At 57.5% G+C, this 25089-nt stretch carries 25 protein-coding genes; 12 read left to right on the top strand and 13 right to left on the bottom strand.

Annotated features, from left to right (window positions below):
- Positions 1-33: 33 nt before the first annotated feature.
- Together gluQRS and dksA are read right to left on the bottom strand one after the other, a co-directional pair.
- Positions 34-906: a tRNA glutamyl-Q(34) synthetase GluQRS gene (gene gluQRS, locus AXW11_RS13790; RefSeq protein ID WP_085681659.1), complete on the bottom strand. Its 873-nt coding sequence runs from the start codon at positions 904-906 to the stop codon at positions 34-36.
- A gap of 54 nt (positions 907-960) precedes the next feature.
- Entirely contained in the window at positions 961-1401 is a 441-nt protein-coding gene (dksA, locus tag AXW11_RS13785) for an RNA polymerase-binding protein DksA (protein ID WP_036203245.1), read from the bottom strand.
- Positions 1402-1577: 176 nt separating this feature from the next.
- Between dksA and sfsA the strand changes: the two genes are divergently transcribed.
- A complete protein-coding gene (sfsA, locus tag AXW11_RS13780) occupies positions 1578-2306 on the top strand; it encodes a DNA/RNA nuclease SfsA (RefSeq protein WP_041332657.1) in 729 nt (242 codons plus the stop codon).
- Positions 2307-2311: 5 nt separating this feature from the next.
- On the opposite strand, the gene AXW11_RS13775 is transcribed toward sfsA, so the two are convergent.
- Together AXW11_RS13775 and AXW11_RS13770 are read right to left on the bottom strand one after the other, a co-directional pair.
- A complete protein-coding gene (locus AXW11_RS13775; RefSeq protein ID WP_036203251.1) occupies positions 2312-2668 on the bottom strand; it encodes a pentapeptide repeat-containing protein in 357 nt (118 codons plus the stop codon).
- A 67-nt stretch (positions 2669-2735) separates the two neighbouring features.
- Positions 2736-4364: a bifunctional aminoglycoside phosphotransferase/ATP-binding protein gene (locus AXW11_RS13770; RefSeq protein WP_226909960.1), complete on the bottom strand. Its 1629-nt coding sequence runs from the start codon at positions 4362-4364 to the stop codon at positions 2736-2738.
- 80 nt (positions 4365-4444) lie between these two features.
- Here AXW11_RS13770 and mrcB point away from each other — a divergent pair, with 80 nt between their 5' ends.
- Together mrcB and AXW11_RS13760 are read left to right on the top strand one after the other, a co-directional pair.
- Positions 4445-6769, top strand: coding sequence for a penicillin-binding protein 1B (mrcB, locus tag AXW11_RS13765; RefSeq protein WP_036205614.1), 2325 nt, complete (start codon positions 4445-4447; stop codon positions 6767-6769).
- Complete coding sequence (locus tag AXW11_RS13760; RefSeq protein ID WP_041332662.1) at positions 6766-7341, top strand: tetratricopeptide repeat protein; 576 nt, start codon at positions 6766-6768, stop codon at positions 7339-7341. The genes mrcB and AXW11_RS13760 overlap by 4 nt, the downstream gene beginning before the upstream one ends.
- A 54-nt stretch (positions 7342-7395) precedes the next feature.
- On the opposite strand, the gene AXW11_RS13755 is transcribed toward AXW11_RS13760, so the two are convergent.
- Positions 7396-8304 (bottom strand): DUF4382 domain-containing protein, encoded by a 909-nt coding sequence (locus AXW11_RS13755; protein ID WP_041332663.1) that lies wholly within the window; start codon positions 8302-8304, stop codon positions 7396-7398.
- Between the two features lie 278 nt (positions 8305-8582).
- Between AXW11_RS13755 and AXW11_RS13750 the strand changes: the two genes are divergently transcribed.
- The 4 genes from AXW11_RS13750 to AXW11_RS13735 all read left to right on the top strand — a co-directional run bounded on the left by AXW11_RS13750 (position 8583) and on the right by AXW11_RS13735 (position 11706).
- The gene (locus AXW11_RS13750) at positions 8583-9119 is read left to right on the top strand and encodes an RNA polymerase sigma factor (RefSeq protein ID WP_228210406.1); all 537 of its coding nucleotides are present in this window, start codon (positions 8583-8585) and stop codon (positions 9117-9119) included.
- Between the two features lie 4 nt (positions 9120-9123).
- The gene (locus tag AXW11_RS13745; RefSeq protein WP_083637215.1) at positions 9124-9864 is read left to right on the top strand and encodes an anti-sigma factor family protein; all 741 of its coding nucleotides are present in this window, start codon (positions 9124-9126) and stop codon (positions 9862-9864) included.
- On the top strand, positions 9861-10238 hold the full coding sequence (locus AXW11_RS13740) for a hypothetical protein (RefSeq protein WP_227517804.1): 378 nt from the start codon (positions 9861-9863) through the stop codon (positions 10236-10238). Before AXW11_RS13745 ends, AXW11_RS13740 begins: the two co-directional genes overlap by 4 nt.
- Positions 10239-10392: 154 nt before the next feature.
- A complete protein-coding gene (locus tag AXW11_RS13735; RefSeq protein WP_091642301.1) occupies positions 10393-11706 on the top strand; it encodes a tetratricopeptide repeat protein in 1314 nt (437 codons plus the stop codon).
- Between the two features lie 45 nt (positions 11707-11751).
- Here the strand turns inward: AXW11_RS13735 and AXW11_RS13730 are convergent, their stop codons facing one another.
- The 6 genes from AXW11_RS13730 to AXW11_RS13705 all read right to left on the bottom strand — a co-directional run bounded on the left by AXW11_RS13730 (position 11752) and on the right by AXW11_RS13705 (position 17994).
- Positions 11752-12672: a lipase family alpha/beta hydrolase gene (locus tag AXW11_RS13730; RefSeq protein WP_041332666.1), complete on the bottom strand. Its 921-nt coding sequence runs from the start codon at positions 12670-12672 to the stop codon at positions 11752-11754.
- 332 nt (positions 12673-13004) lie between these two features.
- Positions 13005-14285 carry a glutamate-1-semialdehyde 2,1-aminomutase gene (gene hemL / locus AXW11_RS13725; RefSeq protein ID WP_036203281.1) on the bottom strand — a complete coding sequence of 427 codons (1281 nt, stop codon included), beginning with the start codon at positions 14283-14285 and terminating at the stop codon, positions 13005-13007.
- A 3-nt stretch (positions 14286-14288) separates the two neighbouring features.
- Positions 14289-15002, bottom strand: coding sequence for a thiamine phosphate synthase (thiE, locus tag AXW11_RS13720; RefSeq protein ID WP_177190612.1), 714 nt, complete (start codon positions 15000-15002; stop codon positions 14289-14291).
- Entirely contained in the window at positions 14990-15751 is a 762-nt protein-coding gene (thiD, locus tag AXW11_RS13715; protein WP_075195700.1) for a bifunctional hydroxymethylpyrimidine kinase/phosphomethylpyrimidine kinase, read from the bottom strand. The genes thiE and thiD overlap by 13 nt, the downstream gene beginning before the upstream one ends.
- A gap of 38 nt (positions 15752-15789) precedes the next feature.
- Positions 15790-16212, bottom strand: a complete 423-nt coding sequence (hemJ, locus tag AXW11_RS13710) for a protoporphyrinogen oxidase HemJ (RefSeq protein WP_036203287.1) — start codon at positions 16210-16212, stop codon at positions 15790-15792.
- A 3-nt stretch (positions 16213-16215) separates the two neighbouring features.
- Entirely contained in the window at positions 16216-17994 is a 1779-nt protein-coding gene (locus AXW11_RS13705) for a chloride channel protein (RefSeq protein ID WP_091642304.1), read from the bottom strand.
- Between the two features lie 133 nt (positions 17995-18127).
- Here AXW11_RS13705 and argC point away from each other — a divergent pair, with 133 nt between their 5' ends.
- From argC to erpA, 4 genes are all read left to right on the top strand, one after another.
- A complete protein-coding gene (argC, locus tag AXW11_RS13700) occupies positions 18128-19165 on the top strand; it encodes an N-acetyl-gamma-glutamyl-phosphate reductase (RefSeq protein ID WP_041332668.1) in 1038 nt (345 codons plus the stop codon).
- Between the two features lie 9 nt (positions 19166-19174).
- Positions 19175-19915 carry a DUF6776 family protein gene (locus AXW11_RS13695; protein ID WP_036203295.1) on the top strand — a complete coding sequence of 247 codons (741 nt, stop codon included), beginning with the start codon at positions 19175-19177 and terminating at the stop codon, positions 19913-19915.
- A 1-nt stretch (position 19916) separates the two neighbouring features.
- Positions 19917-20393 (top strand): bactofilin family protein, encoded by a 477-nt coding sequence (locus AXW11_RS13690; protein WP_036203298.1) that lies wholly within the window; start codon positions 19917-19919, stop codon positions 20391-20393.
- Between the two features lie 61 nt (positions 20394-20454).
- Positions 20455-20808 carry an iron-sulfur cluster insertion protein ErpA gene (gene erpA, locus AXW11_RS13685; protein ID WP_041332669.1) on the top strand — a complete coding sequence of 118 codons (354 nt, stop codon included), beginning with the start codon at positions 20455-20457 and terminating at the stop codon, positions 20806-20808.
- A 9-nt stretch (positions 20809-20817) separates the two neighbouring features.
- Here erpA and AXW11_RS13680 read toward each other — a convergent pair whose 3' ends face one another.
- Positions 20818-21915: an anhydro-N-acetylmuramic acid kinase gene (locus AXW11_RS13680; protein WP_041332672.1), complete on the bottom strand. Its 1098-nt coding sequence runs from the start codon at positions 21913-21915 to the stop codon at positions 20818-20820.
- Between the two features lie 5 nt (positions 21916-21920).
- A complete protein-coding gene (locus AXW11_RS13675) occupies positions 21921-23342 on the bottom strand; it encodes a peptidoglycan DD-metalloendopeptidase family protein (RefSeq protein WP_075195723.1) in 1422 nt (473 codons plus the stop codon).
- A gap of 306 nt (positions 23343-23648) precedes the next feature.
- Here AXW11_RS13675 and tyrS point away from each other — a divergent pair, with 306 nt between their 5' ends.
- Positions 23649-24851 (top strand): tyrosine--tRNA ligase, encoded by a 1203-nt coding sequence (tyrS, locus tag AXW11_RS13670; protein ID WP_085681652.1) that lies wholly within the window; start codon positions 23649-23651, stop codon positions 24849-24851.
- Positions 24852-25089 lie beyond the last annotated feature (238 nt).

Genomic DNA, 25089 nt, shown 5'->3' with positions numbered 1-25089 from the left:
CTGTCGCTTGTGAAAAGGTTTATAACACGTCGTTCACCGGGCTGTCAGGTGAATCCGCTCCGGCGCCCAGTTGGCAGCGGCCCGGGCAAGCAGGGTACCGATGTCTGATGCCTCTGCCAACAAACGTTGTTCCTGTCCCAATGCGACGAGGGCCCGTTTCAGGTTGTCTATTGCTTTTCGGTCATCCAGGGCTGGTGCGTGGTTTTGCTTGCTGAGCTTCTGGCCTTCGGCGTTGAGAATAACCGGAATGTGCATCCACTGAGGTGGTGGCGCGCCCAGTGAACGATAGATCTGCTGTTGCTGTGCGGTCATGTCCAACAGGTCCGAGCCCCTGACGACGTGGCTGATGCCCTGGTCGATGTCGTCGGCAACCACCGCCAGTTGGTAGGCGTAGAAGCCTTCCTTGCGGAGGATGACCGGATCGTCCAGTTCAGCGTGTACCTGCTGCACTTGCGGCCCCAGTAATTGATCGTGCCACTCGCTGTGTTCGTCGTGAAGGGCAAAACGGACAGCGAACGGGCGTTCGCCCGGTTCGGCCTTCCCATCACGGCAATGCTCCGGGTGGCGCCCATCGTTTTCCCGCAGTTGCTTTCGTGAGCAGGCACAGCGATAGGCCAGCCTTTGGCTGAGTAAACGATCAATCAATGCGTGGTAATGGGCGTGGCGTTCTGACTGAAAGCGCACGGGTTCGTCGGAATGCAGGCCGTGGGCGTTCAGGCTATCCAGTATCCGCTGGGTGGCTTCAGGGGATTCCCGGAGAGGATCAAGGTCTTCAATCCGCACCAGCCAGGTGCCTTTATGACTGCGCGCCTCAAGGTAACTGGCAACCGCGGTGACCAGGGAGCCAAAATGCAGAGGCCCGGTTGGAGACGGCGCAAACCGGCCGCGATAGTGGGAATCAGTCATGGCTGGTGAACACCGGCCCCGGGTTCAGGGGCCAGCATATTCAGAGGCGTGGGGTCAGATGCCAGTCTGGCGCTCGCGAATTTCAGCGAGAGTCTTGCAGTCAATGCACAATGTCGCGGTTGGCCGTGCCTCAAGGCGACGGATACCGATCTCAACGCCACACTGGTCGCAGAAGCCGTAGTCGTCCTTGTCGATGCGGTCGATGGTCTGGTCAATTTTCTTGATCAGCTTGCGCTCGCGGTCGCGGGTGCGCAGTTCCAGGCTGAATTCCTCTTCCTGGGTTGCACGGTCACTGGGATCCGCGTAATTTGCCGCATCTTCCTGCATGTGATGCATCGTGCGGTCCACTTCTTCCATCAGCTCCTGCTTCCATTGCAGCAGCAGATCCTTGAAGTGCTCCAGCATTTCCGCACTCATGTACTCTTCACCCTTCTTCATTTCATAGGGGGTGAAGTTGGTGAAACGTTCGCGTGGTTGTTCTGCAGTCTTTGCCATTGAACCCGGCCTCATGTTTGTACTTCGCAAGAACGCTTTATTTCCGGCGGCCAGCGAATACTGGCCGGCCATTACCCTGGAAAAAGCATTCGTCCTGAAACGGGAATTTGCGGAAAATAGCAGATTAGTCACAGGGGTGCCAGCCTTGTGATGCCTACTTTTGCACGGAGACCAAAATGAAGTTGCCCGTACCATTGATCGAAGGCCGGCTAATACGGCGCTACAAGCGGTTCCTGGCTGATGTCCGGTTGCCGGATGGCAGCGAGGTCATTGCCCATTGCCCCAACACGGGCTCCATGCTGGGGTGTCAGCCCGAGGATGCCAGAGTATGGCTGAGTACCAGTGACAATCCCAAACGCAAGTTGAAGTATACCTGGGAGCTGGTTGAAACCGCGCCGGGTGAGGTGGCCTGTATCAACACGGCGCGACCGAATGCGCAGGCCCGTGAAGCCATTGAAAGTGGGGATGTTCCGGAGCTGGCCGCGTACCAGACCTGCAGGGCAGAGGTGCGTTACGGAACTGAAAAAAGCCGGATTGATCTACATCTGTCAGGTCACGAGCATCATCCGGATGCCTGGGTGGAGGTGAAAAATGTGACCCTGTGCGAGGACGGGCAGGGCTTTTTCCCCGATGCCGTAACCACTCGTGGCCAGAAGCACCTGCGGGAGTTGATGGCCCAGGCCAGGGCCGGCGAGCGTGCGGTGCTGTTTTTTGTGGTCAACCACACCGGTATCGACAGTGTGCGGCCGGCTGATCATATCGACAGCGCCTACGGTGTGCTGCTGCGTGAGGCAAAGGCCGCGGGCGTGGAGGTGCTGGCATACCGGGCGGGGCTTTCCGGCCCGCAAGGGCCGGATGGGGATATCTCGCTAGGGGAGGCCGTGCCGGTTATCTTGGGCGCCTGAGTCGGTTACTTCAGGATGTTGTAGCGCATTCGGGTGCCGTGATTGAGCGACAGGATGATTTCGTCCGAATGCAGCTGTGAAGGAAAGTAGCAGCCCGAAATCTTGGCACCAGCGATGCTCGCACCTTCCAGGTTGGTCTGGCTGAAATCGATACCGCGCAGGTCCGCGCCACGAAAATAGGCGTGGCTGAGGTCCAGCCCTCTTGCGTCCATCCCGCGAAGGTCCAGTCCCCGGAAATCACCGTGCGCCAGGCTCGGGAGTTCGGTCAGTCTGCTTTTTGCGGTATTGAAAGCGTCAATGTCTTCGCTACGAAGCTTTTCGTAAAGCGGGTCATTGATGTGGCGAACGGCATCGGTGTCCATTGTGGAGCTCCAGGAATCTATTCACAGTGGCCCGGCCAGGGGCCGGGCACTGTTCAGTGTAGACGTTTTACATCCCGGGAAGGCCAAAATGCTGGCGGATTCGGTCTGCGACCGCTTCCCCCACATGCTCCTGGTCGGTGTACAGATGAATGGTGTGGGTTTTTTCCTCGGTGGTAAGGGGCTCAAGCCACGCTTCCTGTTCTTCCAGGAATTCTTCAGTGGCTTCGGAGGCATCGCCTGAGCGGTTGCGAGCCCATTCCTTACGGCTTTCCAGGGGCGCTTCGCAGTGCAACAGAGCGAACGGCATGCCCCGGCTCTCTGCCACGTCCGCCATCATCTCCCGCTCGGACTGTTTCAGGCAGGCAGAGTCTACGATGACCGGCAGGCCGCTGGTCAGCAAGGCGCCGGCCAACTCGGCCAGGCGCTCATAGGTGCGCTGGTTGGCTTCTTCGGTGTACAGCTTTTCGCCGGTCGGGGATTTGCTCTGGTCCAGCGGGCCCAGGCCAAAGAGCCGCTTGCGCTCTACGTCCGAACGCAGCCGAATCAGCCCCAACTCCGCCGCCATGGAACCGCTGACACAGGATTTTCCACTGGCGGAGAGCCCGGTGGTGGCCAGTAGATAAGGGTTGGGTATGGCGCTGTAGTCTTCCGCCAGTTGGGCGTAATCGCGATAGCGCTGCATCAGCCCCTGTCGCTCAGCATCGGTCAGCGATGGGTTGCCTAGGGTAAACAGGGCGATTTTGGCGCGGACCATGGCCCGGTACGCCTTGTAGAGGGGCAGCAGCGGCAGGGCCTCGAAGTCGCCGCGGTATTCCAGGTAGGTATTCAATACCAGGTTCGCCAGCTCGGGCTCACGGCGGGACTCCAGGTCCATCAACAGGAACGCCAGGTCGTTGATCACGTCAATCCAGCGGAACGGCTCACTGAACTCGATGCAATCGAATACGGTCACGTCGCCGTCATAGATTGTGATATTTGCCAGATGCAGGTCGCCATGGCACTCCCGTACAAATCCGCCCTCGTAGCGCTCGGAAATCAGGGCCGATTGGCGCTCAAAGGTGCTGCGGGTCCATTGCTCCAGGTTGTCGAGCTGAAGCAGGAGCACGTCATCGTCAATCATCGGGCGGATCTGGTCGAAGTTTTCCTGCATTGCAGCGAAGACCGCTTCTGGCGTTCCCAGTGGTTTGCCGGGTTCAACCGGTGGTTGGCTGTCGTGGAAGTTCGCGGCCTGCCGGGCGAGGCTGGTGAGCAGTTCAGGCGTGAGTTTGCTGTTTTCCTGTCGCACGTCGAACAGCTCGTTCTGGTCGAACTGGCGCATGCGGATGGCGTACTCGAACGCGTCCCCCTCGCCACCGAGTGCCGGAGCCTCGGCCGAGCCGGTGATGGGCAACACGTCGAGGTATAGATTGTTGGCGAGACGCCGATTCAGGCGCAACTCCTCTTCGCAAAAGCGTTTGCGCCGTGCCAGGGTCGAAAAGTCGAGAAAGCCGAAGTCCATCGGCTTCTTGATTTTGTAGGCATAGTCGCCGGTCAGGATGACCCATGAGATGTGCGTTTCGATAACCTGAAAGTCTTTCACCGGGTGGTCATACAGCGCCGGATCCTGCAGTGCCAGAATCAGGTTGTCGGAAGGTGCATCGCTCACGGCTCTCTCCTTGGGTTCCTTGAACTCGTTGATTTTTATCGCCCCCATCATAACGAGCAAAACGGGCAGATTACAGAAATAACACACGGATGACCTGCCGTACCGATGCCCGGATTCGTTATAATCCCGCCATGAAAAAATCTGCTTCCCCCCGGAAATCGCCCAAGAAAAACACCCGCAAGGGAAAGTCTGCCCGCCGGCCCTGGTTCTGGCGCCTGTTTTTGCGCGTCTTTTTTATCGGTGTGGTGCTGCTCGCCGGTTGGATGGTTTACCTGGATGCGGTGGTCACCTCCCGCTTTGAAGGCCGTCGATTTGAAGTGCCTTCTCGAGTCTACGCGAGACCACTGGAGCTGTATGACGGCGCGAGCGTCAGTTCGGGGGCTCTGCAGCGGGAGCTTGAGCTGTCCGGCTACCGTGCCGGGGATGGCAGCCGGGCAGGTACCTATCGTCGCAATGGCGGCCACTTTATTATCAGCACTCGGGGCTTTCTGTTTACCGACGGGTTGGAACCTCGTAGACGCCTGTCGCTTAACATATACAGCGACCAGGTGCAGGATTTCCGGGTACTGTCGGGCGACCCTTCGCCGATTGTGCGCCTGGAACCGGCCCAGATCGGCGGTATCTATCCCGCCCACAAGGAAGACCGGGTGTTGGTGCAGCTGGCGGATGTACCCGAACTTTTCACCGATACGCTATTGGCCGTTGAGGACCGCAATTTCCATGACCATGTCGGGATCGCCCCGCTATCGATTGGCCGGGCAATGCTGGCTAATATCCGGGCCGGGCAGATCGTGCAGGGGGGCAGCACGCTGACCCAGCAGTTGGTGAAGAACTTCTTCCTGACCCGGGATCAAACCTTGTTGCGCAAGGGCAACGAAGCCCTGATGTCGCTGCTCCTGGAGCTCCATTACGAGAAGAACGACATACTGGAAACCTACGTCAACGAGGTGTACGTGGGGCAGGCCGGCACACGAGCCATTCACGGATTCGGGCTGGCAAGCCAGTTCTATTTCGGCGAGTCGATTCGTGATCTTCAAACCCATCAGATTGCCTTGTTGGTCGGCCTGGTGAAGGGGCCGAGCTACTATAATCCCCGACGCCATCCGGACCGTGCCCTGTCCCGTCGCAATCTGGTCATTGATGTGATGGCTGAAACCGATCTTATCAGCGAAGAGGATGCCGCCAGGGCCCGTGCCCAGCCGCTGGGTGTTACGAACCAGGCTTCATACTCTGAAAACCGGTACCCGGCCTACATCGATCTGGTTCGTCGTCACCTGGCCCGGGATTACAAGCAGGAAGACCTGCAGAGTGAGGGGCTTCGCATCTTCACCACCCTGAACCCCGCGATCCAGTATGCGGCGGAATTTGCCGTCAAGGATATGCTCGGGCGAATGGAGGGGAGCTCCGATACCACGCTGGAGTCCGCCATGGTGGTGACCTCGAGGGACAGTGGAGAGGTGTTGGCCCTGGTTGGTGGGCGTGACCCGAAATACGCCGGTTTCAATCGCGCCGTGGATGCGAGCCGTCCTATCGGTTCCCTGGTCAAGCCGTTCGTTTACCTGACGGCGTTGCAGAACCCGGATCGGTATACCCTGATCACACCTGTCGAGGACAAGGGCTTCTCCCTGGTGTTCGACGACGGACGCCGCTGGGAGCCTGAAAACTACGATAAGGAACAGCGCGGCGAGGTGCCCCTGCACAAGGCGCTCTCCCACTCGTATAACCTACCTACTGTGCGTGTAGGGCTGGATGTGGGTATCGGCGCTGTGAAGTCTACCTTGCAGGGATTTGGCGTTCCCGGGGGTATTTCGGAGTATCCATCAATGTTGTTGGGCTCAGTCTCCATGACGCCGGTAACGGTCGCCCAGATCTATCAGGGGCTGGCTACGTCCGGTTTCAATACGCCCCTGAGAACCATTCGGCAGGTCACCGATGCCGAAGGCGAGGCCCTGTCTCGCTATAGCCTGAAAGTGGACCAGGTAGCGGATCCCGCCGCGGTACATCTTGTCCAGTATGTTATGCAGGAAACCATGCAGGAAGGTACCGGGCGTTCCGCGTACCGGACCGTGCCACGAGAGCTCACGCTTGCAGGTAAGACCGGAACCACCGATGATGGCCGCGATTCCTGGTTCGCCGGTTTCAGCGGCGACCTGCTGGCGGTGACCTGGGTTGGCCGAGACGACAACGGCCCAACGTCTCTGACAGGCGCCACCGGCGCGTTACCAGTGTGGTCCCGGTTTATGAGCCAGGTACCGCAGCACGGCTTCTCGCCGGTGGTGCCGGATGGGGTAGAGTACCTCTGGGTCAATCCCGACGAAGTCGCCCTGACAGAAGAACATTGTGACAATGCACGCCTCGTACCGTTCATCACCGGCAGTGAGCCTGATGTGGAGGTTTCCTGCGGAGGTAATATCGAGCGGCGGATACGGGGCTGGTTTGAAGGACTTTTCCAATGAAATCGAACACGTTTAAGTTCGCTGGCTTATTGGCCCTGTCGCTGACGGTGGCCGGTTGCGCTTCTGGCCCGGGCGGTGGCTCCATCTATGTGCCAGCCGGTGATCGGTCATCCCCTGACGAGGCGCCCCAGCCGCCACAAACCGGTGAGCCTCGTGACGAACCGCGGGTTGAGCGTAAAAGCGAGCAGCCTGATCAACCGGTGCGGCAGCCAGAGCGCACGGCCCCCAGCTACCAGGATGAGGGTGACGCTCTGTCGCCGGCAGCACGAAGCCTTATCCAGCGGGCGGACAGCCTGATGGCGTCCGGCGAGACCCAGGCCGCCGTGGCGCAACTGGAGCGGGCACAGCGAATCGCCCCACGCTCGGCGCAGGTGTACTTCAAGCTCTCACAAGCCTACGTGGCACTGGATCAACTGGGTTCGGCGGAGCAGTTCACGTTGAAAGGGTTGTCTTTGGCGGGCAGCAATTCGTCATTGCAGCGCTCGGGATGGTTGCTGCTGGCGGATATCCGGCGTGCCAGGGGTAATGTGGCTGGGGCGGATCAGGCAGAGGCGCGTGCGTCGGCCTTGTGATTTGCGGTAGCTGGAGCCGGGCAGTGTTTGAACTGCCCGGCTATCTATCGAGAACTACGGCTGTGTCTGGAGTTCAAAATCAGCGGTAGACGTCTCGCTAGCAACAACGGTGACATTTTGAGCTCCGTTGAAGTTGATGTCGTCGTCTGATGGTTCTCCTTGATCGTTCTCGATCAGGTCATCCCCGCAGGTATAACTCACGGTGTACTCTCCAGCTGGAATGAAAGCGGCGGTGTAGGTATAGGTTCCGTTTTCGTCGACCGGAGCAACAACCAGCGGTTCGTTTTCGCTGCCAATGTCGTCAGGCACGGCATCTGCTCCTTCATGAACGTAGACATTGCCTGCAAATTCAGGAGTCATTGCGTCACCACATTCCTGAGTGATCAGTTCGCCAGCTACCGTACCCTCGATAGTGCCGACCTCAGAGTTGTCGACAAGCCTGAGTACCGGCTTGAGTCGATAGCTGTCCTGCCCGACAGGGTTAACCAGTGACTTGCGAACATCGAAGTCGATGGTAAAGCTGACTTCACCTCCGGCAGGAACGGTAAACCCTGATGTCTGTACGCCTCTTGCCGATGGAGTGGTAAGGATGTGAGAGCTTCCGTCATCAAGAAGGACGGTGTTGTCGTCGCCGAGTTCGATTCTCATCCAGTTGTAGTTGCCAGCCGGAACTTCCTCATCAGTGACGAGGCTTTCAAATGAACCTCCCTGCAGGTCGAGAAGATTGATCGGTGCGGGGAATTCCAGCTCAAACCTGCGACGTTCGCCGTCTGAAGGTTGAAGTACCAGCGCGGTAACCTCAATGTTTACTTCCTGGGCGCTGTCTACAGGTGCATCAGTCAGTCCGACGCTTACGCTGCCTGTTTCCCCTCCGCTAAGACTGCTGCTGTCGCTGTCACCGCCACAGGCAGTCAGCGCTCCGGTAAAGCCAAGTATTGTCAGGTATTTCAGAGACTGATTCATTGCAAACCTCCTTAGGGAAAGACACTGGCCGGTTGAAGAAATGTTGGGTGGCCACAAGGGCATAACGCTGAAATGTCGTCAGCCGTTCCATTGTGTCTGCTAACCCTTGCCTATGGGACGGCTGATGCGACTTTGATCGGTGGTTTGGTCATGGGCCAATACTTACGTGCGGATTGTGTTGTAAACTGCGTCCTCTTTTTGCGCGATTAATCAGACGAGTACCGGTTTTGGCTTTACTTTCCTTTAACCCTTCCCGGGCCAAGCGATTTGAGAAACTGGTGCAGCCGCATTTGGAGGCTATGTACCGGTTTGCGTATCGTTTGGCTGGGCAGCAACAGGATGCCGAGGATTTGGTTCAGGATGTGGTCTTGAAACTATATCCCCGTCTCTCGGAGCTGGAATCAGTGGAGCAACTGAGGCCATGGTTGAATCGCGTGTTGTACCGGCACTTTATTGATCAGGTCCGTCGCAAAGGACGTCGCGCCGACAGGCCTGTTAGCGACGTAGCAGAGCCGGAACAGCAATCCTCCTTTTTAGACTCCTACGCCGCGGATGTCCCCGATCTCAGTGAGCAGATCAGTTCTGAGCGCTTGAAGCCCGTTATGGATGAGATTATTCAGACTCTGTCGCCGGATCGGCGCACTCTGATGCTGCTGCACGATGTGGATGGCTGGAGCCAGGAAGATATTGCTCAGGTGCTTGAAATACCGGTTGGCACGGTGAAGTCGAGAGTCCATCGTTGTCGGGCCGCCCTGCGGGAAAAGTTACTTGAGCGTCCGGAACTTTTTCCGCAGGCCGAGCGTGTGAAAGAATGAGGTGATGGCAATGATGTGTGACGAGTGCAAAAACAATCTGGGTTCCTGGGCCAAGGCCGAGCTGTCGGCTGCTCAGGCTAACCGCCTTGAGCAGCATCTTGCCGAGTGTGAGAGCTGTTCCGTTGCCGCACACAACGAATTGGCAATCGTCACCGCGATGCGTGAAAGTCAGGAGATACCGCCCTCGTCGCCGGGTTTTGAGAAACAGGTTCTGGATGTTGCCATCGGAAGGGAGCGCCGGTCCCGCAAAAGCCTTACGGACTACGGTTGGAGTGCCCCGTGGGTGGGAGGTGCCATTGCGGCGGCCCTGGTCCTGGGGATTGCACTTGGTTTTGGCTGGCGTTCAGGCCAGGAACCGGCGGATGAATTGGCGCAGATTAAAACGGATTCAGTAACCGATCATCGAGTAACCGTTGTTGATGAAAGCGCGGATGAACGCTCGGCACTGAAGCCGGTTGCCCGGAATGTTCGGCTTGCGTTTCGCTCCAGGGAAGCGCTGCAGGGTGTTACTTTGACAGTGGAATTGCCGCCTCATGTAGAGGTTTCTGATTATCCCGGGCACCAAAGGTTGAGCTGGAGAGTTGATCTGGATAAAGGCGAAAATGTGGTAAACCTGCCATTAAACATTCTGTTCTCTGGTGAGGGTGAGCTGGTCGCTCATCTTGACGATGGCCAAAGAACCAAAACGTTCCGGGCCAGTCTCAACGGCCCATCAATAAATGGACGTCCGGAGCCCTCGTCATGATGTCGGGAATCTGGCAGAGAGCTGTCTGTTTCGTCGGTCTCAGCCTGTTTTTGGTGGGACCGTCAACGGTTTTTGCCAGTGATGATCTTGATGTGACCATGAGAATGGTTACAGACGACGAAGACCTTACGGAATCTGTCGTGCGTGAGATTAACCTGCGTGAACCGGTATCACTTGGTCGACCGTCGAAAGATCGTGGCATCGATAAGTCGGTTCATTCCGCGGATAAGGCCCGGGACGCACGCGAGAGAGGGCGGGATGCCGCCAACGCAGCGTCTGAGCGGGCTCGGGAAGTCCGTAATGACAATGGGCGAAAGGGGCGGCCTGAGTTGCCTGATCTGCCAGATGTCTCCAATCGTCCCGACCGGCCCTAGCTTCCCTTGCTAACTACTTACTAACTATACGGCATCGTAATTTTCCTTCTGCGACGAAGCACTTCGTCAGTTGCTATACTCCGGTTTTTGTCGTGCCCTCACTCAACGCGTCTGTTTTGAGGGGCGCCACCACAGCGTATTTCCGGAGTAAAGCTTGGGGTTCCCACGATCAGCCATTCTGTTTATTGCCCTGATGACCTCGACTCCTGCGGCGATGGCCATGGAGGTCACCAATAGGCCGGATTTCGATGCCGGTGTGGAGGCCTTTCGGCAAGGAAACCTGGAAGAGGCCCGGATTTTTTTCGAGCGAGCTCGGGCGGCTGGCACCAACTCTCCATCCCTACTCTACAATCTCGGCGTTGTTTACTTCCGTCTCGGCGATCTCGGGTCGGCCGAAACCGTATTCCTGACATTGCTGGAAACGCCTCATGCGCCTCTGGCTTACTACAACCTCGGTCTGGTAAAGCAGAGGATGGGTAAGGTGGGCGACGCCCGCCAGTGGTTCGAACGCGCTGCCAGCGAGGATTCACCTGAAGAAGTCCAAACGTTGGCTCGTCACCAGCTGGCTGATGTCACCGCGGAATCTCCATTGGGTCAGCGCCATGGTAGTGGCTATCTCGCCGTCGCTGGCGGATACGACGACAATATTGCTGGAACTCCGGATGATGTTTCCAGTGATAAGGAAGGCGGGTTTGCGGATGCGCTGGCGGCGGGAACTGTTCAACTCGGAATGAAGGAGCTCAGTTTGCACGGGGTTGCTTTCACTCGTCAGTACCCTGGGAACTCTGCCTTTAATAACACTTATCTCAGCACTGGTGCGTCGTTGCCGAAAGAGCTGGGAGACGGAGAGCTTACATCAACCCTGAGCCTGTCGGCATCCTGGTTTGGCGGTGATCCCCTTGAGCGCGAGGCCCGGGTCGAGATGCTCTATCATCCCGATCGGTGCGTTTTGGCTCCTGTGGTCTCTGGTGTTGAATGCAGCGTAAGTGGTTCGGTTTCAACGATTGACGGTGGCAGCGATTACAGCGCCTACGATGGAGAAATGCTGCGATTCCGCGCCAGCGCCGATAAAGCGTTGGGAAGTTGGGTTCTGAGCGGTCATTATCAGCTGGAAGATAACCATCGAAGGGATCTCTCGACACAGCAGGAGTTCTTCAGTGTATCTCCCATACGAAATCTTGTGTCGGCGGAAGTCCGTCACTATGTGTCGGGCCGATTTTCGTTGGGCGGCAAGGCCGATGTTCGTTACTCCCGCTACAAGGATGACCAACGATTCGTGTCGAACGGGGCTCTGGTCTCTGAGCGGCGCACGGATAACCGGTTGCGCGGTTCGCTGCTGGCGGAATACCGACTGGCCGGGGAATGGATGATGCTGGCGGAATGGAGCATGCTGGACAACCGCAGTACCATTGAACGTTATGACTACAGCCGTCGGGAAGTGATGCTCGGGTTTGAGACCGTGTTCTGAAGTCATGGCGGGATATCCGTATCCAGCCATGGCGAACGGGGCTATTTAAAGCCCGGCATTTCTCAGGCGGTTGGCCTGCTGCCGGAAGACGGTTTTTGGATCAGTCTCGAACAGACTATGCAGTCCAAGAGCCTGATTCACCTCATCCAGGTGGTTCATGAAATAGTTATCACGAATCACTTTGCCAAAATGGCTGCTGCAGCGGCCTACCAATCCATCGTTGGGGCTGAACGTAAACGCCAGGCTGGTGGTGCCCAAAAGTACGTCGGATGGGTCCAGCACGTTGGTCAGTACGCCAGTGCCACCCCATGAATAAAAGCGCACGCCGTTGCTGGAATAGGCGCCTTCACCACAGGCACTGGCCGGAACGCCGGCGGGGGCGAAGTTGTTGAACTCGGCGCTGCCTTCGGTGGTGAGTGAGTAGAGGCTGGACTGGAGGTCCTGATTGTAGCCGCCACCGGAGAGCAGGTCGATCAGGCTGCCCAGTGCGTTACCCAGTGATGCCGCAAGACTGTCCGCCGGAGATCCGTGGATCAGGTCTGCAACCGGTGAGCCTTTGTGGGGGGAGCCCACGGAGGTTACCGAGGCCACCAGATCCGGCCTTACCCGTGCGACGTATCGAGCGGTGGGCCCGCCATGGCTGTGGCCAATCAGGTTTACCTTGCCATGAACCGCTGCGATTGAGGCGATCTGTGGTAGCAGTGCCTCACCCCTGGCGATGGTGCTGTCCAGAGCGGGTACCTGGGTGGTGTAGACATCGGCACCGTACTTGCGCAGGTCTTCGGCAATGCCATACCAGTAGTCTACTCCCGCAATTGAATCGAATCCGAACATACCGTGAACCAACACCACCGGATAGCGGGTGTCGGTGTAGTTGGATGGCGTGGAATTCCACCACCAGGCCATTGATGGCGCCGACCATGCCAGTGCCACCAGCATGGCGAATACCTTGATCCATTGTTTCATTGTTGCACCTACAGTTTGCTGTTGTATTTATTGTCAAACTGCGGCTCGACCTAACAGGTTGTGCCGACTACTGCATTTTGGGGCAGTTCAAGGCAGTACTGCGTGGCGTCCATGCGCTGACTTCTGTCTTGTGATTGTTAGATGGTCGCAGTCAGTGCATCTCTTGTCCGAGATCTGACCATAATTTGATCATAGGGTGAGCGAAGTCAACGGCAGGAGGGGCCGGGTCGGTTTGGGCGGTCAGAAGTGTGATGCGGGTCACCCCTGGGGCCCCGAAAGACATGTCCTTGTTGCTGACAGGCTTTTCGGGATCAGGGGTCAATCGGTCGCGTTCAGAGCGTTTTCATGACACGGCGTGCCGCTTCCGTTGTCTGTCGGATGTCGTCATCGGTCAGGGCTGCGCTGGTAAAGCTGGCCTCAAAGGCTGAAGGCGCCAGGTACACACCTTCCTTGAGCATCCCCTGGAAGAACTTCTTGAACCGCTCTGCGTCGCAGGCCACGACCTGGTCGAAGCGAGTGATCTTGGGAGCGTCGGCAAAGAAGAAGCCGAACATGGCGCCAGCACTTTGAACTGCCAATGGAACGCCGGTGCTGTCCGCAGCCTCTTTCAACCCATCGCGAACGGCATTGGTCTTTTCCGTTAACCGGTCATGGAATCCCGGCTCTGAAATGGCATTCAATGTGGCCAGGCCGGCACACATGGCCAGTGGGTTGCCGCTCAGAGTGCCGGCCTGATAGACCGGCCCCAGTGGCGAGATGTGTTCCATGATTTCCCGTTTGCCGCCAAACGCGCCAACGGGCAGTCCACCGCCAATCACTTTGCCCAGGGCAGTCAGGTCCGGTGTGACACCGTAAAATTCCTGAGCACCACCGAGGGCGACCCGAAAGCCGGTCATGACCTCATCGAAAATCAATACCGTGCCGTGCTCGTCGCATACCTCCCGCAACGCTTCAAGGAAACCGGGGACAGGCGGTATGCAGTTCATGTTGCCCGCCACTGGCTCAACGATGATGGCTGCGATTTCATCGCCCATTTTTGCGAAGGTTTCCCGAACACTTTCAATATCGTTGAACGCCAGGGTCAACGTATGTTCCGCGAGGCTGGCGGGAATGCCCGGTGAGTTGGGGACACCCAGGGTCAGCGCGCCGGAGCCGGCTTTCACCAGCAGTGAATCCACGTGGCCGTGATAGCAGCCTTCGAACTTCACGATCTTGTCTCGGCCGGTATAGCCGCGGGCGAGTCGAACCGTGCTCATGGTGGCCTCGGTGCCGGAATTAACCATGCGCACCAGGTCAATGGAAGGGACCAGTTCGCAGACCTTCTTGGCCATTTCGGTTTCGATCGCTGTCGGTGCTCCGTAACCGATGCCCTGATCGACCTGGGCATGGAGCGCATCCTTGATGATCTGGTTGCCGTGGCCAAGGATCATGGGCCCCCAGGAACCGATGTAATCGATGTAGCGGCGATCGTCTTCGTCGTACAGGTAGGCGCCGTCGGCGTGCTTGAAAAACAGCGGGGTACCACCGACTCCCCGGAAGGCCCGGACTGGAGAGTTGACGCCTCCAGGGATGTATTTCTGAGCCTGTTCGAATAGGGTTTCGGACTGGGTCATGGTTCAGGACTCCTGAGATACGGACGATGAAAAAAGTGGGTGATGTTGCGCAAACAGCTGGCTAAATCGGCGTGCGCGCTCTTCAACGGTGGCAACGTCACCATCGAACAGGCCGCCGACCACGGCCAGCAGGTCGGCGCCGGCGCGGATCAGGCCTTCGCCGTTATCTATAGTAATGCCCCCAATGGCGGTTACGGGTTTGCCAAACTGCCGTGACTTGGTCAGAACTGAAGGCTCGGCAACGGGTGCGTCAGGCTTGGTGGTTGAGTTAAAGAAGCGGCCGAAGGCCAGGTAGTCGGCGCCGTCCGCATCCGCCCGGGACGCCAGTGCCAGGTCGGCATGGCAGGTTGCACCGACGATGGCATGGTCACCAAGCTGCCGTCTGGCCAGGGCCAGGGAGCCATCGGACTGACCCAAGTGCACACCGGCGGCTCCGCAGCGACGGGCCAGTTCGGGATCATCGTTGATGATCAGCGGCACGCGGGCATTGTGGCAAAGGGCCGCCAGGTCCTGCGCCTGTTTCAGCCGTTCTGGCTCCGGCGCCTTTTTTTCACGGTACTGTACCAACACGGCCCCGCCTCGAAGGGCCGCCTCAACCGCGACCAGCAGTCGGTCTTCCGGTAACAGTTGGCTGTCGGTAATGGCGTAGAGGCCTGGCTTCAGGCCCTTGGCGATGGCCTGGGCACTGAAAGTGCCGGAAGGCGTTAGCTCTGCCATGGAATGCCCCGGTCGGGTACCGGTTGCCCTTTGCCGACTCGCAGTGCGTGCCGGATCGCACGGAGGACATAGTCCTGCGCCTGGTCAATCGCTGCCCCGGCTGAGAGGCCTGATGCCCTGCCAGCGGCGATCGAGGCCGCCAGGGTGCACCCGGTGCCGTGATACTCACCACCAACCCGCTCAACGTAAAAATGGGACGGTTCTTCAGACTGGTGGTAGAGAGTGTTGATGATGTCCTCGCCTTCGCCATGCCCCCCCGTGGCCAATACGGACTGGCAACCAGCGTTTAGCAGCTTGCGGGCCGCTTGCGCCGGATCTTCGTTCTCGCCCAGCAGGGCCAATTCAATGCTGTTGGGCGTAATCATCTCTGCGTGTCGGAACAGGCGTTCCTTCATGCGTGCAATCAGCGCTTCGTCGGCGAGGTCGCCGCCACCGGCGGCCTTGATCACCGGATCGGTAATCAGAGGGATGTCCGGGTGGTTGGCGAGAAAATCCACCAGTACATCCACCACATCGGCGTTGCCGAGGGCTCCGGTTTTGATGGCATGAATGGGGGTGTCCCCGGCCAGGCATTCCAGTTGTTGGCGGACGATGTCCGGATCCGTTGCGGTGGCGTTGTAGACGTTCCGGGTGTCTTGCACGGTCAGGCAGGACAACACAGGCAGCGGGTGACAGCCCAGGGCGGTCACTGCCTGGATATCAGCCTGGATGCCGGCGCCGCCGGAGGGATCCAGGCCAGAAATAATCAGAACGTGAGGACGGCTGTTAAGGTTGATAGTCGGGCTCCTCAGAAGGGTTTGACGACAGCGAGAATGACGATGGCGACCAGTGCCAGAACAGGCATCTCGTTAAACCAGCGGTAGAACACGTGGCTACGGGTGTTCTGGTCATCGCGGAACACCTTCACCAGATGTCCGCAGTAGAAGTGGTAGCCGATCAGCAGGACCACCAACAACAGTTTGGCGTGAATCCAGCCCTGGCTCATATAACCTTCGACATTGTAACCGATGAGCCAGAGACCAAAAACAACCGTTGCTACCATAGACGGTGTGGTGATTCCCCGATAGAGCTTGCGCTCCATGATCTTGAAGCGCTGGCGGCCAGGTTCGTCCTCACAGGCGGCGTGATAGACGAACAGTCTTGGCAGGTAGAAAAGGCCGGCGAACCAGCACACCATGGACACAATATGCAGGGCTTTGACCCACAACATTCATCAACTCCGTCGGTATTGGTAGTAGCTCTCGATATCCGATTTCAGCACAATGCCATAGACGCGCTGGATCATTGGGGCAACATGACGCTGCACGTAGAGGGCTTCTACGCTGGTCTGGTCAAATTCGTTCAGTGCTTCTTCCAGGGTCGCCTGGTACTGCACCGGTGCGATGTCCCGGCGATTGGCGGGAATGTCCATCAGGTCAATCTGCTCAGGTGTTGTGTCTTCTTCGCTGTCCGTTGCCGGCGCTTTGGTGTCTTCCATGTAGCGAGCAAGATCCACCGCCGGCAGCAGGCCAGTGGGGCCGCTACTGCCTTCCACCACCAGCCATTTTGGTTCGGATTTGAGGATTTTTCTGGCTTCTTCACGCGACAGGAAGCGTTCGGTGCGCAGGATGTTCCTGTCCATGATGGCGCCAACGGACACGCGCCGTAAAGCCTGGATAACCGGCGAGTTCTGGTAACTCAGGCCCTGGCTCTTGAGTATGGTCAGGAACAAAGATTTCTTGCCAAAGGCTTCGCTGGTTACCAGGCTCGAGGTCGTAATGATCAGCATGCCTGGCAGAATAATGTGGGGATTCCTGGTAAGTTCCATCAGCGCCATGAGCGCTGCCAGTGGCGCCTGCAGCACGGCCCCCATCATGGCGCCCATGCCCAGCATGGCGTAAAAGCCCACGGACGATGCCATATCCGGCAGTATCTGGGCGCCAATCAATCCCATGGCTCCTCCCAGTGTGGCTCCCATGAACAGGGTGGGGCCAATCACGCCGCTGGGCATGCCAAGGCCGAGGGTGACCGAAGTGATCAACAACTTGGCGATGCCGGCGCCCAGCAATAGCCAGAAGGGCAGTTGGTTGTCGATCGTGAACTGCACCGTGTCGTACCCGATCCCCATCACTTCCGGTACAACGATGGCAAAGGGCACCATGAGAAGTCCGGCGATGGTGAGTCGCAGTAATACCGGACGATGGTGGTGGCGTCCGGTGGTGTCGATCAGTTGTATAAAGGCCGCCGCCGCGACCCCGATAATGATTGCGATGGCGATGATCCATGGGATTTCCAGCAGGGAGTTCATGGTCAGCGGCGGCACACTGAACGCTGGCTCCGAGCCGTACGCGGCCTGAGTGACCACCGCCGCGGTCACGGATGCCAGGATGATGGGGGTGAAACCGGCGATGGTGTATTCCATCATCACCACTTCCATGGCAAAAATAACGCCGGAAATCGGGGTGTTGAACGACGCGGAAATAGCGGCCGCGCAGCCGCAGGCAACCAATGTCCGGATGCTGTTGTTGGGTAGCCGCATCCATTGCCCCATCAAGCTGGAGATGGCCGCCCCAAGATGTACGGCGGGGCCTTCCCGGCCGGCGGATTGGCCGGTAACAACGGTGCTGACACCGGTGGCGAACTGGACGAGGGCGCTGCGAACGGAAATATAGCCCTGATGGTAGTTCAGGCGTTCCATGACGTGCACGATGCCAACCTTGCGGTCGTGGGTTGCCAGGTTGTGCATCAGCAGGCCCAGCGCAATGGCGCCGGCCAACGGCAGGATGGCGCGGGTAAGAATGTCCAGCTCTTCAAACGACTCGGAGCCGTCGCCAGGCAGGAAGTACTCGAGTGGCCATTCGATGGCCAGGCGAAAAGCCAGAATCACGCCACCGGTAAACAGGCCGGATAGCAATCCGAGAACCGCCAGTTGTGGCAATGCGTCGACACCGGACAGCCGGCGCCGGAAAACCGGGATCAAGTTTCCAGTGATCTTGTTTCTCAGTTTACGCATGAACGCCGGTTTTCCAGGGACGAGTGGTTTCTTGACGATATTGTAACCAGCGCCGCTCGGGCTGCAATAAGTCATTGGTTTATCATGTTAGACTATAGGTGTGTTATGAACCCGATTTCAGCTGGAGAAACAGGTGATAAAAGTAGGCATTGTAGGTGGAACCGGTTATACCGGTGTTGAGCTTCTGAGGATTCTTGCGGTTCATCCGGACGTGACGGTGAGTTGCATCACCTCGCGTTCCGAGGCCGGCATGCCGGTCGCAGATATGTATCCGAACCTTCGCGGCCACTACGACCTTGCCTTTTCCGAGCCGGACGTAAAAACGCTGGCAGCCTGTGATCTGGTCTTTTTCGCCACGCCCCACGGTGTGGCCATGCGGATGATGCCGGAACTGATGGCTGCCGGAACCCGTGTTGTGGATCTATCAGCGGACTTCCGCCTCCGGGATCTGGATGTCTGGGCCGAGTGGTACGGCATGCCTCATGAAAGTCCCGAATGGGCGGAGAAAGCGGTTTATGGCCTGCCGGAAGTGGTGCGGAACAAGATCCGTACAGCACAACTGGTGGCTAACCCGGGCTGTTATCCCACAGCTGTCCAGTTGGGCTTTCTGCCATTGCTGGAGAGCGGGCTGGTCGATCCGTCACGACTGATCGCGGACGCCAAGTCGGGCGCCAGCGGTGCCGGACGTCAGGGCAAGATCGGTATGCTGCACGGTGAGGTGGGTGAGAGCTTCAAGGCCTATGGCGCATCCGGCCATCGCCATCTCCCGGAAATTCGTCAGGGCCTGTCCCAGGCGGCGGGTGGTGATGTCGGTGTTACCTTCGTGCCACACCTGATTCCGATGGTCCGGGGGATCGAGGCAACGCTATACGCAGAGCTTCGGAACCCTGCTGATTTTGACCGTCTCCAGTCGCTGTTCGAAGACCGCTTCCGGGATGAGCCTTTTGTGGACGTGATGCCATTTGGCAGTCATCCGGAAACCCGCAGTGTCCGTGGTGCCAACAACTGCCGTATGGCTCTTCACCGGCAGGAGCAGAGCAATATTGTGATCGTTTCATCGGTCATTGATAACCTGGTAAAAGGTGCGGCAGGGCAGGCGGTCCAGAACATGAACATCATGTTTGACCTCAAGGAAACCCTCGGGCTGGAAGCGCCCGCGCTGCTACCATAGGTCTGACCGGTGAGCGAACACAGAAAACCCGCTGAAGAATACGTTGTCATCCGGCATCGCCCGGGGTACCGGCTGCGCCGAAGCTTGATATTGCTGACGTTTTCCATCCTCGCTGCGGTGCTGGGGTATGTGACCGGTATGGCGCAGGGTGGATTCCGTTTTTCAACTGCCGAAGAGTCCCGCGACCTGCTGGAAGAGCAGGTTGAAGACCTTCGAGAGCAAAACCGCGAGGCCAGCCAGCAACTGGTCAACCTGGAGCGGGGGCGAACCATAGATGCACAAGCCCTGAATCAGGCGAGAAGGAGCATTGTTGATCTGGAAACCCGGATCGCGTCACTGAAAGCGGATCTGACTTTCTATAAAAACATCATGGCACCTTCGGAAACCAGCAAAGGGCTGCAGGTGGATCGGTTCACGATGCAGCAGGGGCGCCAGGACGACACCTATGGTTTTAAGCTGGTGCTCACCCAGATCGGTGACAACAAGAGTTATATATCGGGCGTGGTCGCGGTGAACGTCATTGGTATGCGAAATGAAGAGAAAGAAGTGATCGCGCTGAGGGACCTGTCGGACGATATCGACGATCTGGGCGTCAAGTTCCGCTTCCGGTATTTTCAGGATATAGAGGGGCTTTTACGAGTGCCGGACGGTTTCGAGCCGGTTGAGCTGCAGGTGGTCGCCCGTGCAGAAGGCAGTAAATCGTCCCAGGCCGAACGAACTTTTGATTGGGATGAATTGACGGAGAACTAAAATGCTTGGCAAAAAGAAACAGAAACCTAGGCGCCCCGCTGGGCACTTCGATACCCTGGTTTCGTCCCGCACGACGGTTAAGGGGGATGTGCATTTCTCCGGCGGACTGCATGTGGATGGCACTATCCGCGGCCGGGTCGTTGCCGAAGAAGGCGGCGACGCGGTGTTAAGGGTGTCTGAGGTGGGTTCCGTGGAGGGTGACATTGTCGCCCCTCATGTGATCGTAAACGGCACGGTTCACGGCGATGTGTACGCGTCAACGCACCTTGAACTGGCCGAAAAAGCCTCCATCCATGGCAATGTCTATTACAATCTGATCGAGATGGCTATGGGCGCGTCCGTTAACGGGAGCCTGGTTCACCAGAACGAGCCCGCGGGTTTGTTGAGCAGGGACAAGCAATCTGATGCTGCCGGCAGAGTCATTCCTGAAGAGAAGCAGGCGGAGGAAGAGTCGGTAGAGGTACCTGGCAAGGAATAGTTGATTGTTTTAGTCAGGAATATGATAATCAGGTCAGATTTTTCTGTAACCGGAGGCGGACTTGAGTGTAGTTCAGCAACAGGCAATCACACCGCTGTTTTTCAGTGACAGCGCGGTATCCAAAGTACGGGAGCTGGTGGATGAGGAGGGCAACTTCGACCTCAAGCTTCGCGTGTTTGTGACCGGTGGCGGCTGTTCCGGTTTCCAGTATGGTTTCTCATTCGATGAAGCGCAGGATGAGGAAGACACGGTCATCGAAAGGGATGGCGTGATGTTGCTTGTGGATCCTATGAGTTACCAGTATCTGGTCGGGGCAACCGTGGATTATCAGGAAGGGTTGCAGGGGTCGCAATTTGTCGTTCAGAACCCCAATGCCAGCTCCACCTGTGGCTGTGGTAGCTCCTTCTCGATCTGACGTGCGTGTTCAGGCGTAGTACACCGCCCCAAGTATTCTTTTCCCCTCTGCGCCTGTAACTTCCGGAACATTGCCGGGCTTGCCGGCGAGTGTCTGGCTTGCGAGCCAGGCAAAGGCCGCCGGTTCTACCCATTGCGGGTCCAGGCCCAGGTCATCTGTTGACGCGAGGCGGGCCGGGCTACAGGTTCGCTGCAGAGCCCGCATCAGAATCCTGTTTTTAGCACCGCCCCCACACGCAAATATTGTCATTCCCGGCGATTGCGGCAACTGCTGCGCGACGGATACTGCAGTTAATTCGAGCAGGGTGCGTTGTACGTCGGCGCCGGAAAGGTCCGGGTGACGACGTAATTGAGTCCTGATCCACTCAATATTGAACTTTTCGGTACCCGTACTCTTGGGTGGCTGTCGCGAAAAGTAGGCATCCGAAAGCAGGTCGCTTAGCAGTGCCTGATTGATCTCCCCTTCCTCGGCCCATGCGCCATCCTCGTCAAACGCCCGGCCAGTCTGATCCATGCACCAGGCATCCATCAGCGCGTTCGCAGGGCCTGTATCAAAACCGGTGATCGGCTCATTGGCGCCCGCTGGAAGGTGGGTGATATTGGCGATGCCGCCAAGATTAAGGATGCACCGGCTCTCGCCTTCAGCGCTAAAGAAGGCTTTGTGGAATGCCGGCACCAGTGGCGCTCCTTGACCGCCTGCTGCCAGGTCGCGCCGCCTGAAGTCTGCCACGGTCGTGATGCCGGTTCGTTCAGTGATAACAGTGGGATCGCCAATCTGCAGGGAAAAAGGTGCTGAACTATCAGGGTGGTGACGTAGGGTCTGACCGTGACTGCCGATGGCGTTGATGGATGAGGCCGGGAAACCGGACTTCCCGATCACAGTTTCCGCCGCGAGGGCGAACAGTGAGCCGACGGCGTGATCAAGCTCGCCGACATCATCCGGCGTTCCCCGGTTCTGGCCGAGATTGACCAGCCGTCTGCGTATGTCGTCCGGGTAGGCGGTGGTGTGGGAGGCATGCACCTGGATTGTTTGACCGTTGAACGACACCAGTATGGCGTCAATGCCGTCCATGCTGGTGCCTGACATCAATCCAATCCAGGCTTTCATTCAGTTCACTCGTCAGCGGCCAGGGCTAGATGCTGGTAGTTTTGGCGGAACAGTTCGAACTTGGCAACTTGCTGTTCCGCAAATCCCTTGAAGCGAGCCATTTCTGACTTGGGTACCGGTTTCGCATCAGGGAGCTTGACCGTTCGCGAGTTTCTCGGAGAGCCGTTGACCCGGAATTCATAATGCAGGTGGGGCCCGGTCACCATGCCGGAAGAGCCAACATGGCCAACGGTGTCGCCCTGCTTGACCTTGGTGCCGGTCTTGATGCCTTTGCCGAGACGGCTCATGTGGGCATAGAGAGTGGTAATGTTGTCGCCGTGCTTGAGAATGACCGTGCGGCCATAGCCGCCTTTCCATCCGGCAAACTGTACCCTGCCATGTCCAGCCGCCTTAATGGGAGTGCCTGGAGGCGCGGCGTAGTCAGTGCCCTCATGCGGGCGAACGACGTCCAGCACCGGGTGACGACGCTGAAGGTTGAAGGAAGAAGAGACGCGGGCGTTGATGGGTGTGCGCAGGAACGCCTTGCGCATGCTGCTGCCGTCCGGGCTGTAATAGTCAGTATCACCGTTGCTGTCAGTGTACTGCAGGGCAATAACCTCTTTGCCCCGATTGATAAAGCGAGCAGACAGAATGTTGCCAGTGTCGAATTTCTCGCCGTCCAGATACAGTTCCTCATACACCACTTCGAACCGGTCACCCTTGCGAACGTCGTATACGAAGTCGATGTTCCACCCGAAGATGCCCGCCATTTCCATGGCCAGTCTGTCGCTCATGCCGGCTTCGCGCGCCGCCACATAGAGGGAGCCGTCAATAACGCCTGACGCAAATGCCGGTTTAACGTCAGGCTCGCGGACCACGGTTTCGCCGGTAAAACCTTCTTCGGTTTTTTCAACGTGAAGGGTTTCCAGCAGGTTGCGCTGGAGGTCTATGGCAGCGAGTTCTCCGGCGTCATTGGTTGCAAACGCGATGGTTTCGCCAGCATAGAGCCGCTGAAGCTTATCGGCTTCGCCAGAGCCGTGGATCACAGACAGCATGATGCCGTCGTTGAAGCCGGCCTTGCCGAACAGGGATGAAAGTGTGTCGCCGGACTTGATCTTGTATTCCTGCCATTGCAGCTCTGGCTCGCTGACCTCAGCCATGGCCGCAGCGGTGTCCAGTGCTTCGGGTAGCTGAGGCTCGTCGCTGATGGATGCCAGTTCAGGTGCTACTGTTGCGTCTTCTTCTGGCATCTTGTCGGCAGCGGGCTGTTCGTTCATGCGGGGAGTCGGCTTGCCTGACGACTTGACGGTGCCTTCGTCGAGATCCAGCGAGTAAGCCATTCTATTGGCTTCTACATCGGCGCTGGGGCTCATCAGAATAGCGGCTGCAACGACAACACTGGTCGCAGCGGCAATGGTGATATGGGTTTTCGGAAACATTTTCAGCACGTGTCGCATCCGTTTTAATCGGTATTCCGGTAGGTTGTACTACCTAATTAAAGCTGTTGTTCAAGTATAGTCCAACAGATTACCGTATAAAATGCGCTCAGGACAGCATCAAACATTACCGTTACTGGCATACTGGCCGGATTTCTGAGGCCGGGATTGTTATAATACCCGGCCTTAAATACGCGGCTTTGTTCAAAAACTGAGCAGGTACACTTTAACAGGGGTGCTGGTAACGCACAGATTTCTTTTGTAGATCTCTGTAACTGTCGTCCGGCCCAAATGATCAGAATTGAGGGTGTGTGGTACATGGCATCTATTGATGAGGCGCTGGCCGTTATCAAACGCGGCATGGATGAGTTGATCCCCGAGGAAGGGTTGATTGAGAAGCTCCGGGAGGGGCGCCCTCTCAGGATAAAGGCCGGATTCGATCCTACGGCCCCAGATCTTCACTTGGGCCATACGGTTCTGATCAACAAGCTGCGACAGTTCCAGGACCTGGGGCATGAAGTGATCTTCCTTATAGGGGATTTCACCGGAATGATCGGTGATCCCACCGGCAAGAGTGCAACTCGCCCGCCTCTGACGGAAGCGCAGGTTGCTGCCAACGCCATTACCTATAAAGAGCAGGTGTTCAAGATCCTGGATAAGGAAAAGACACGTGTGGTGTTTAACTCCGACTGGATGAGCAAGCTTTCTGCGGCTGACATGATTCGTCTGGCGGGGCAGTATACGGTTGCCCGTATGCTTGAGCGCGATGATTTCACCAAGCGCTACCGTGCCGAGCAGCCCATCGCCATTCATGAGTTCCTGTATCCACTGGTTCAGGGGTATGACTCGGTCGCCCTTGAGGCTGATGTGGAGCTGGGCGGGACAGATCAGAAGTTCAACCTCTTGATGGGGCGGATTCTCCAGAAGCACTATGGTCAGAAGCCGCAGGCTGTATTGACCATGCCGTTGCTGGAAGGGCTGGATGGTGTCCAGAAGATGTCAAAGTCGTTGGGCAACTATGTCGGCGTTAATGATTCGCCCGGTGAAATGTACACCAAGCTGTTGTCCATGCCGGATGACCTCCTGTGGCGTTATTTTGAATTGCTGAGCTTCCGGCCGTTGGCGGAAGTGGATGAGTTTCGTGCTGCAGTGTCCGGAGGTGCAAATCCGCAGGACTACAAAAAGCTGCTGGCAGAAGAAATTATCACTCGCTTCCATGACGCTGAGGCGGCGGCGACAGCGCACAAGTCCGCGGGTAACCGGGTGGGCCTGGGTGAAATACCCGAGAACGTGCCGACTATCGAGGTTTCCCTCTCCGGGCAGGAGCAGTTGCCCGTTGCTACAGTGCTTCGCCTCGCAGGGTTGGTGAAGAATGGGGCCGCTGCCAGAGACGTACTTGGGCGTGGCGCTGTCTTTATTGATGGTGAAAAGCACGAGGGTGATCGCTTCTTTAATCTGGGCGACGACTGCGTTGTGCAGGCGGGTAAGAAGAAAATTGCTCGCGTAGTGATCACGGATTGATCGAAAAGTAAGGTTTTTGAGAAAATATTGAAAACCGCGTTGACAGTCGGAGTGAGCTCTGTAGAATACGCATCTCTTTCGAGGGGCACGCCACTGAGGCGGGCCAGAAATTGAAAGACAACCGTTTGAATTAGTTGAAGATTTCGAGTTTCAAAATTCTTCAGAAAGCGGTTGACAAGGCAGCGATTCGATGTAGAATACGCCACCTTGATCGGGCAAGCCCCGAACGCTCTTTAAA

Origin of the sequence: Marinobacter sp. Hex_13 (assembly GCF_001566815.1) — a bacterium.
GTDB classification, from domain to species: domain Bacteria; phylum Pseudomonadota; class Gammaproteobacteria; order Pseudomonadales; family Oleiphilaceae; genus Marinobacter; species Marinobacter salarius.
The sequence above is the reverse complement of the archived record's forward strand: the minus strand, read 5'-3'. Positions and strand labels throughout refer to the sequence as shown.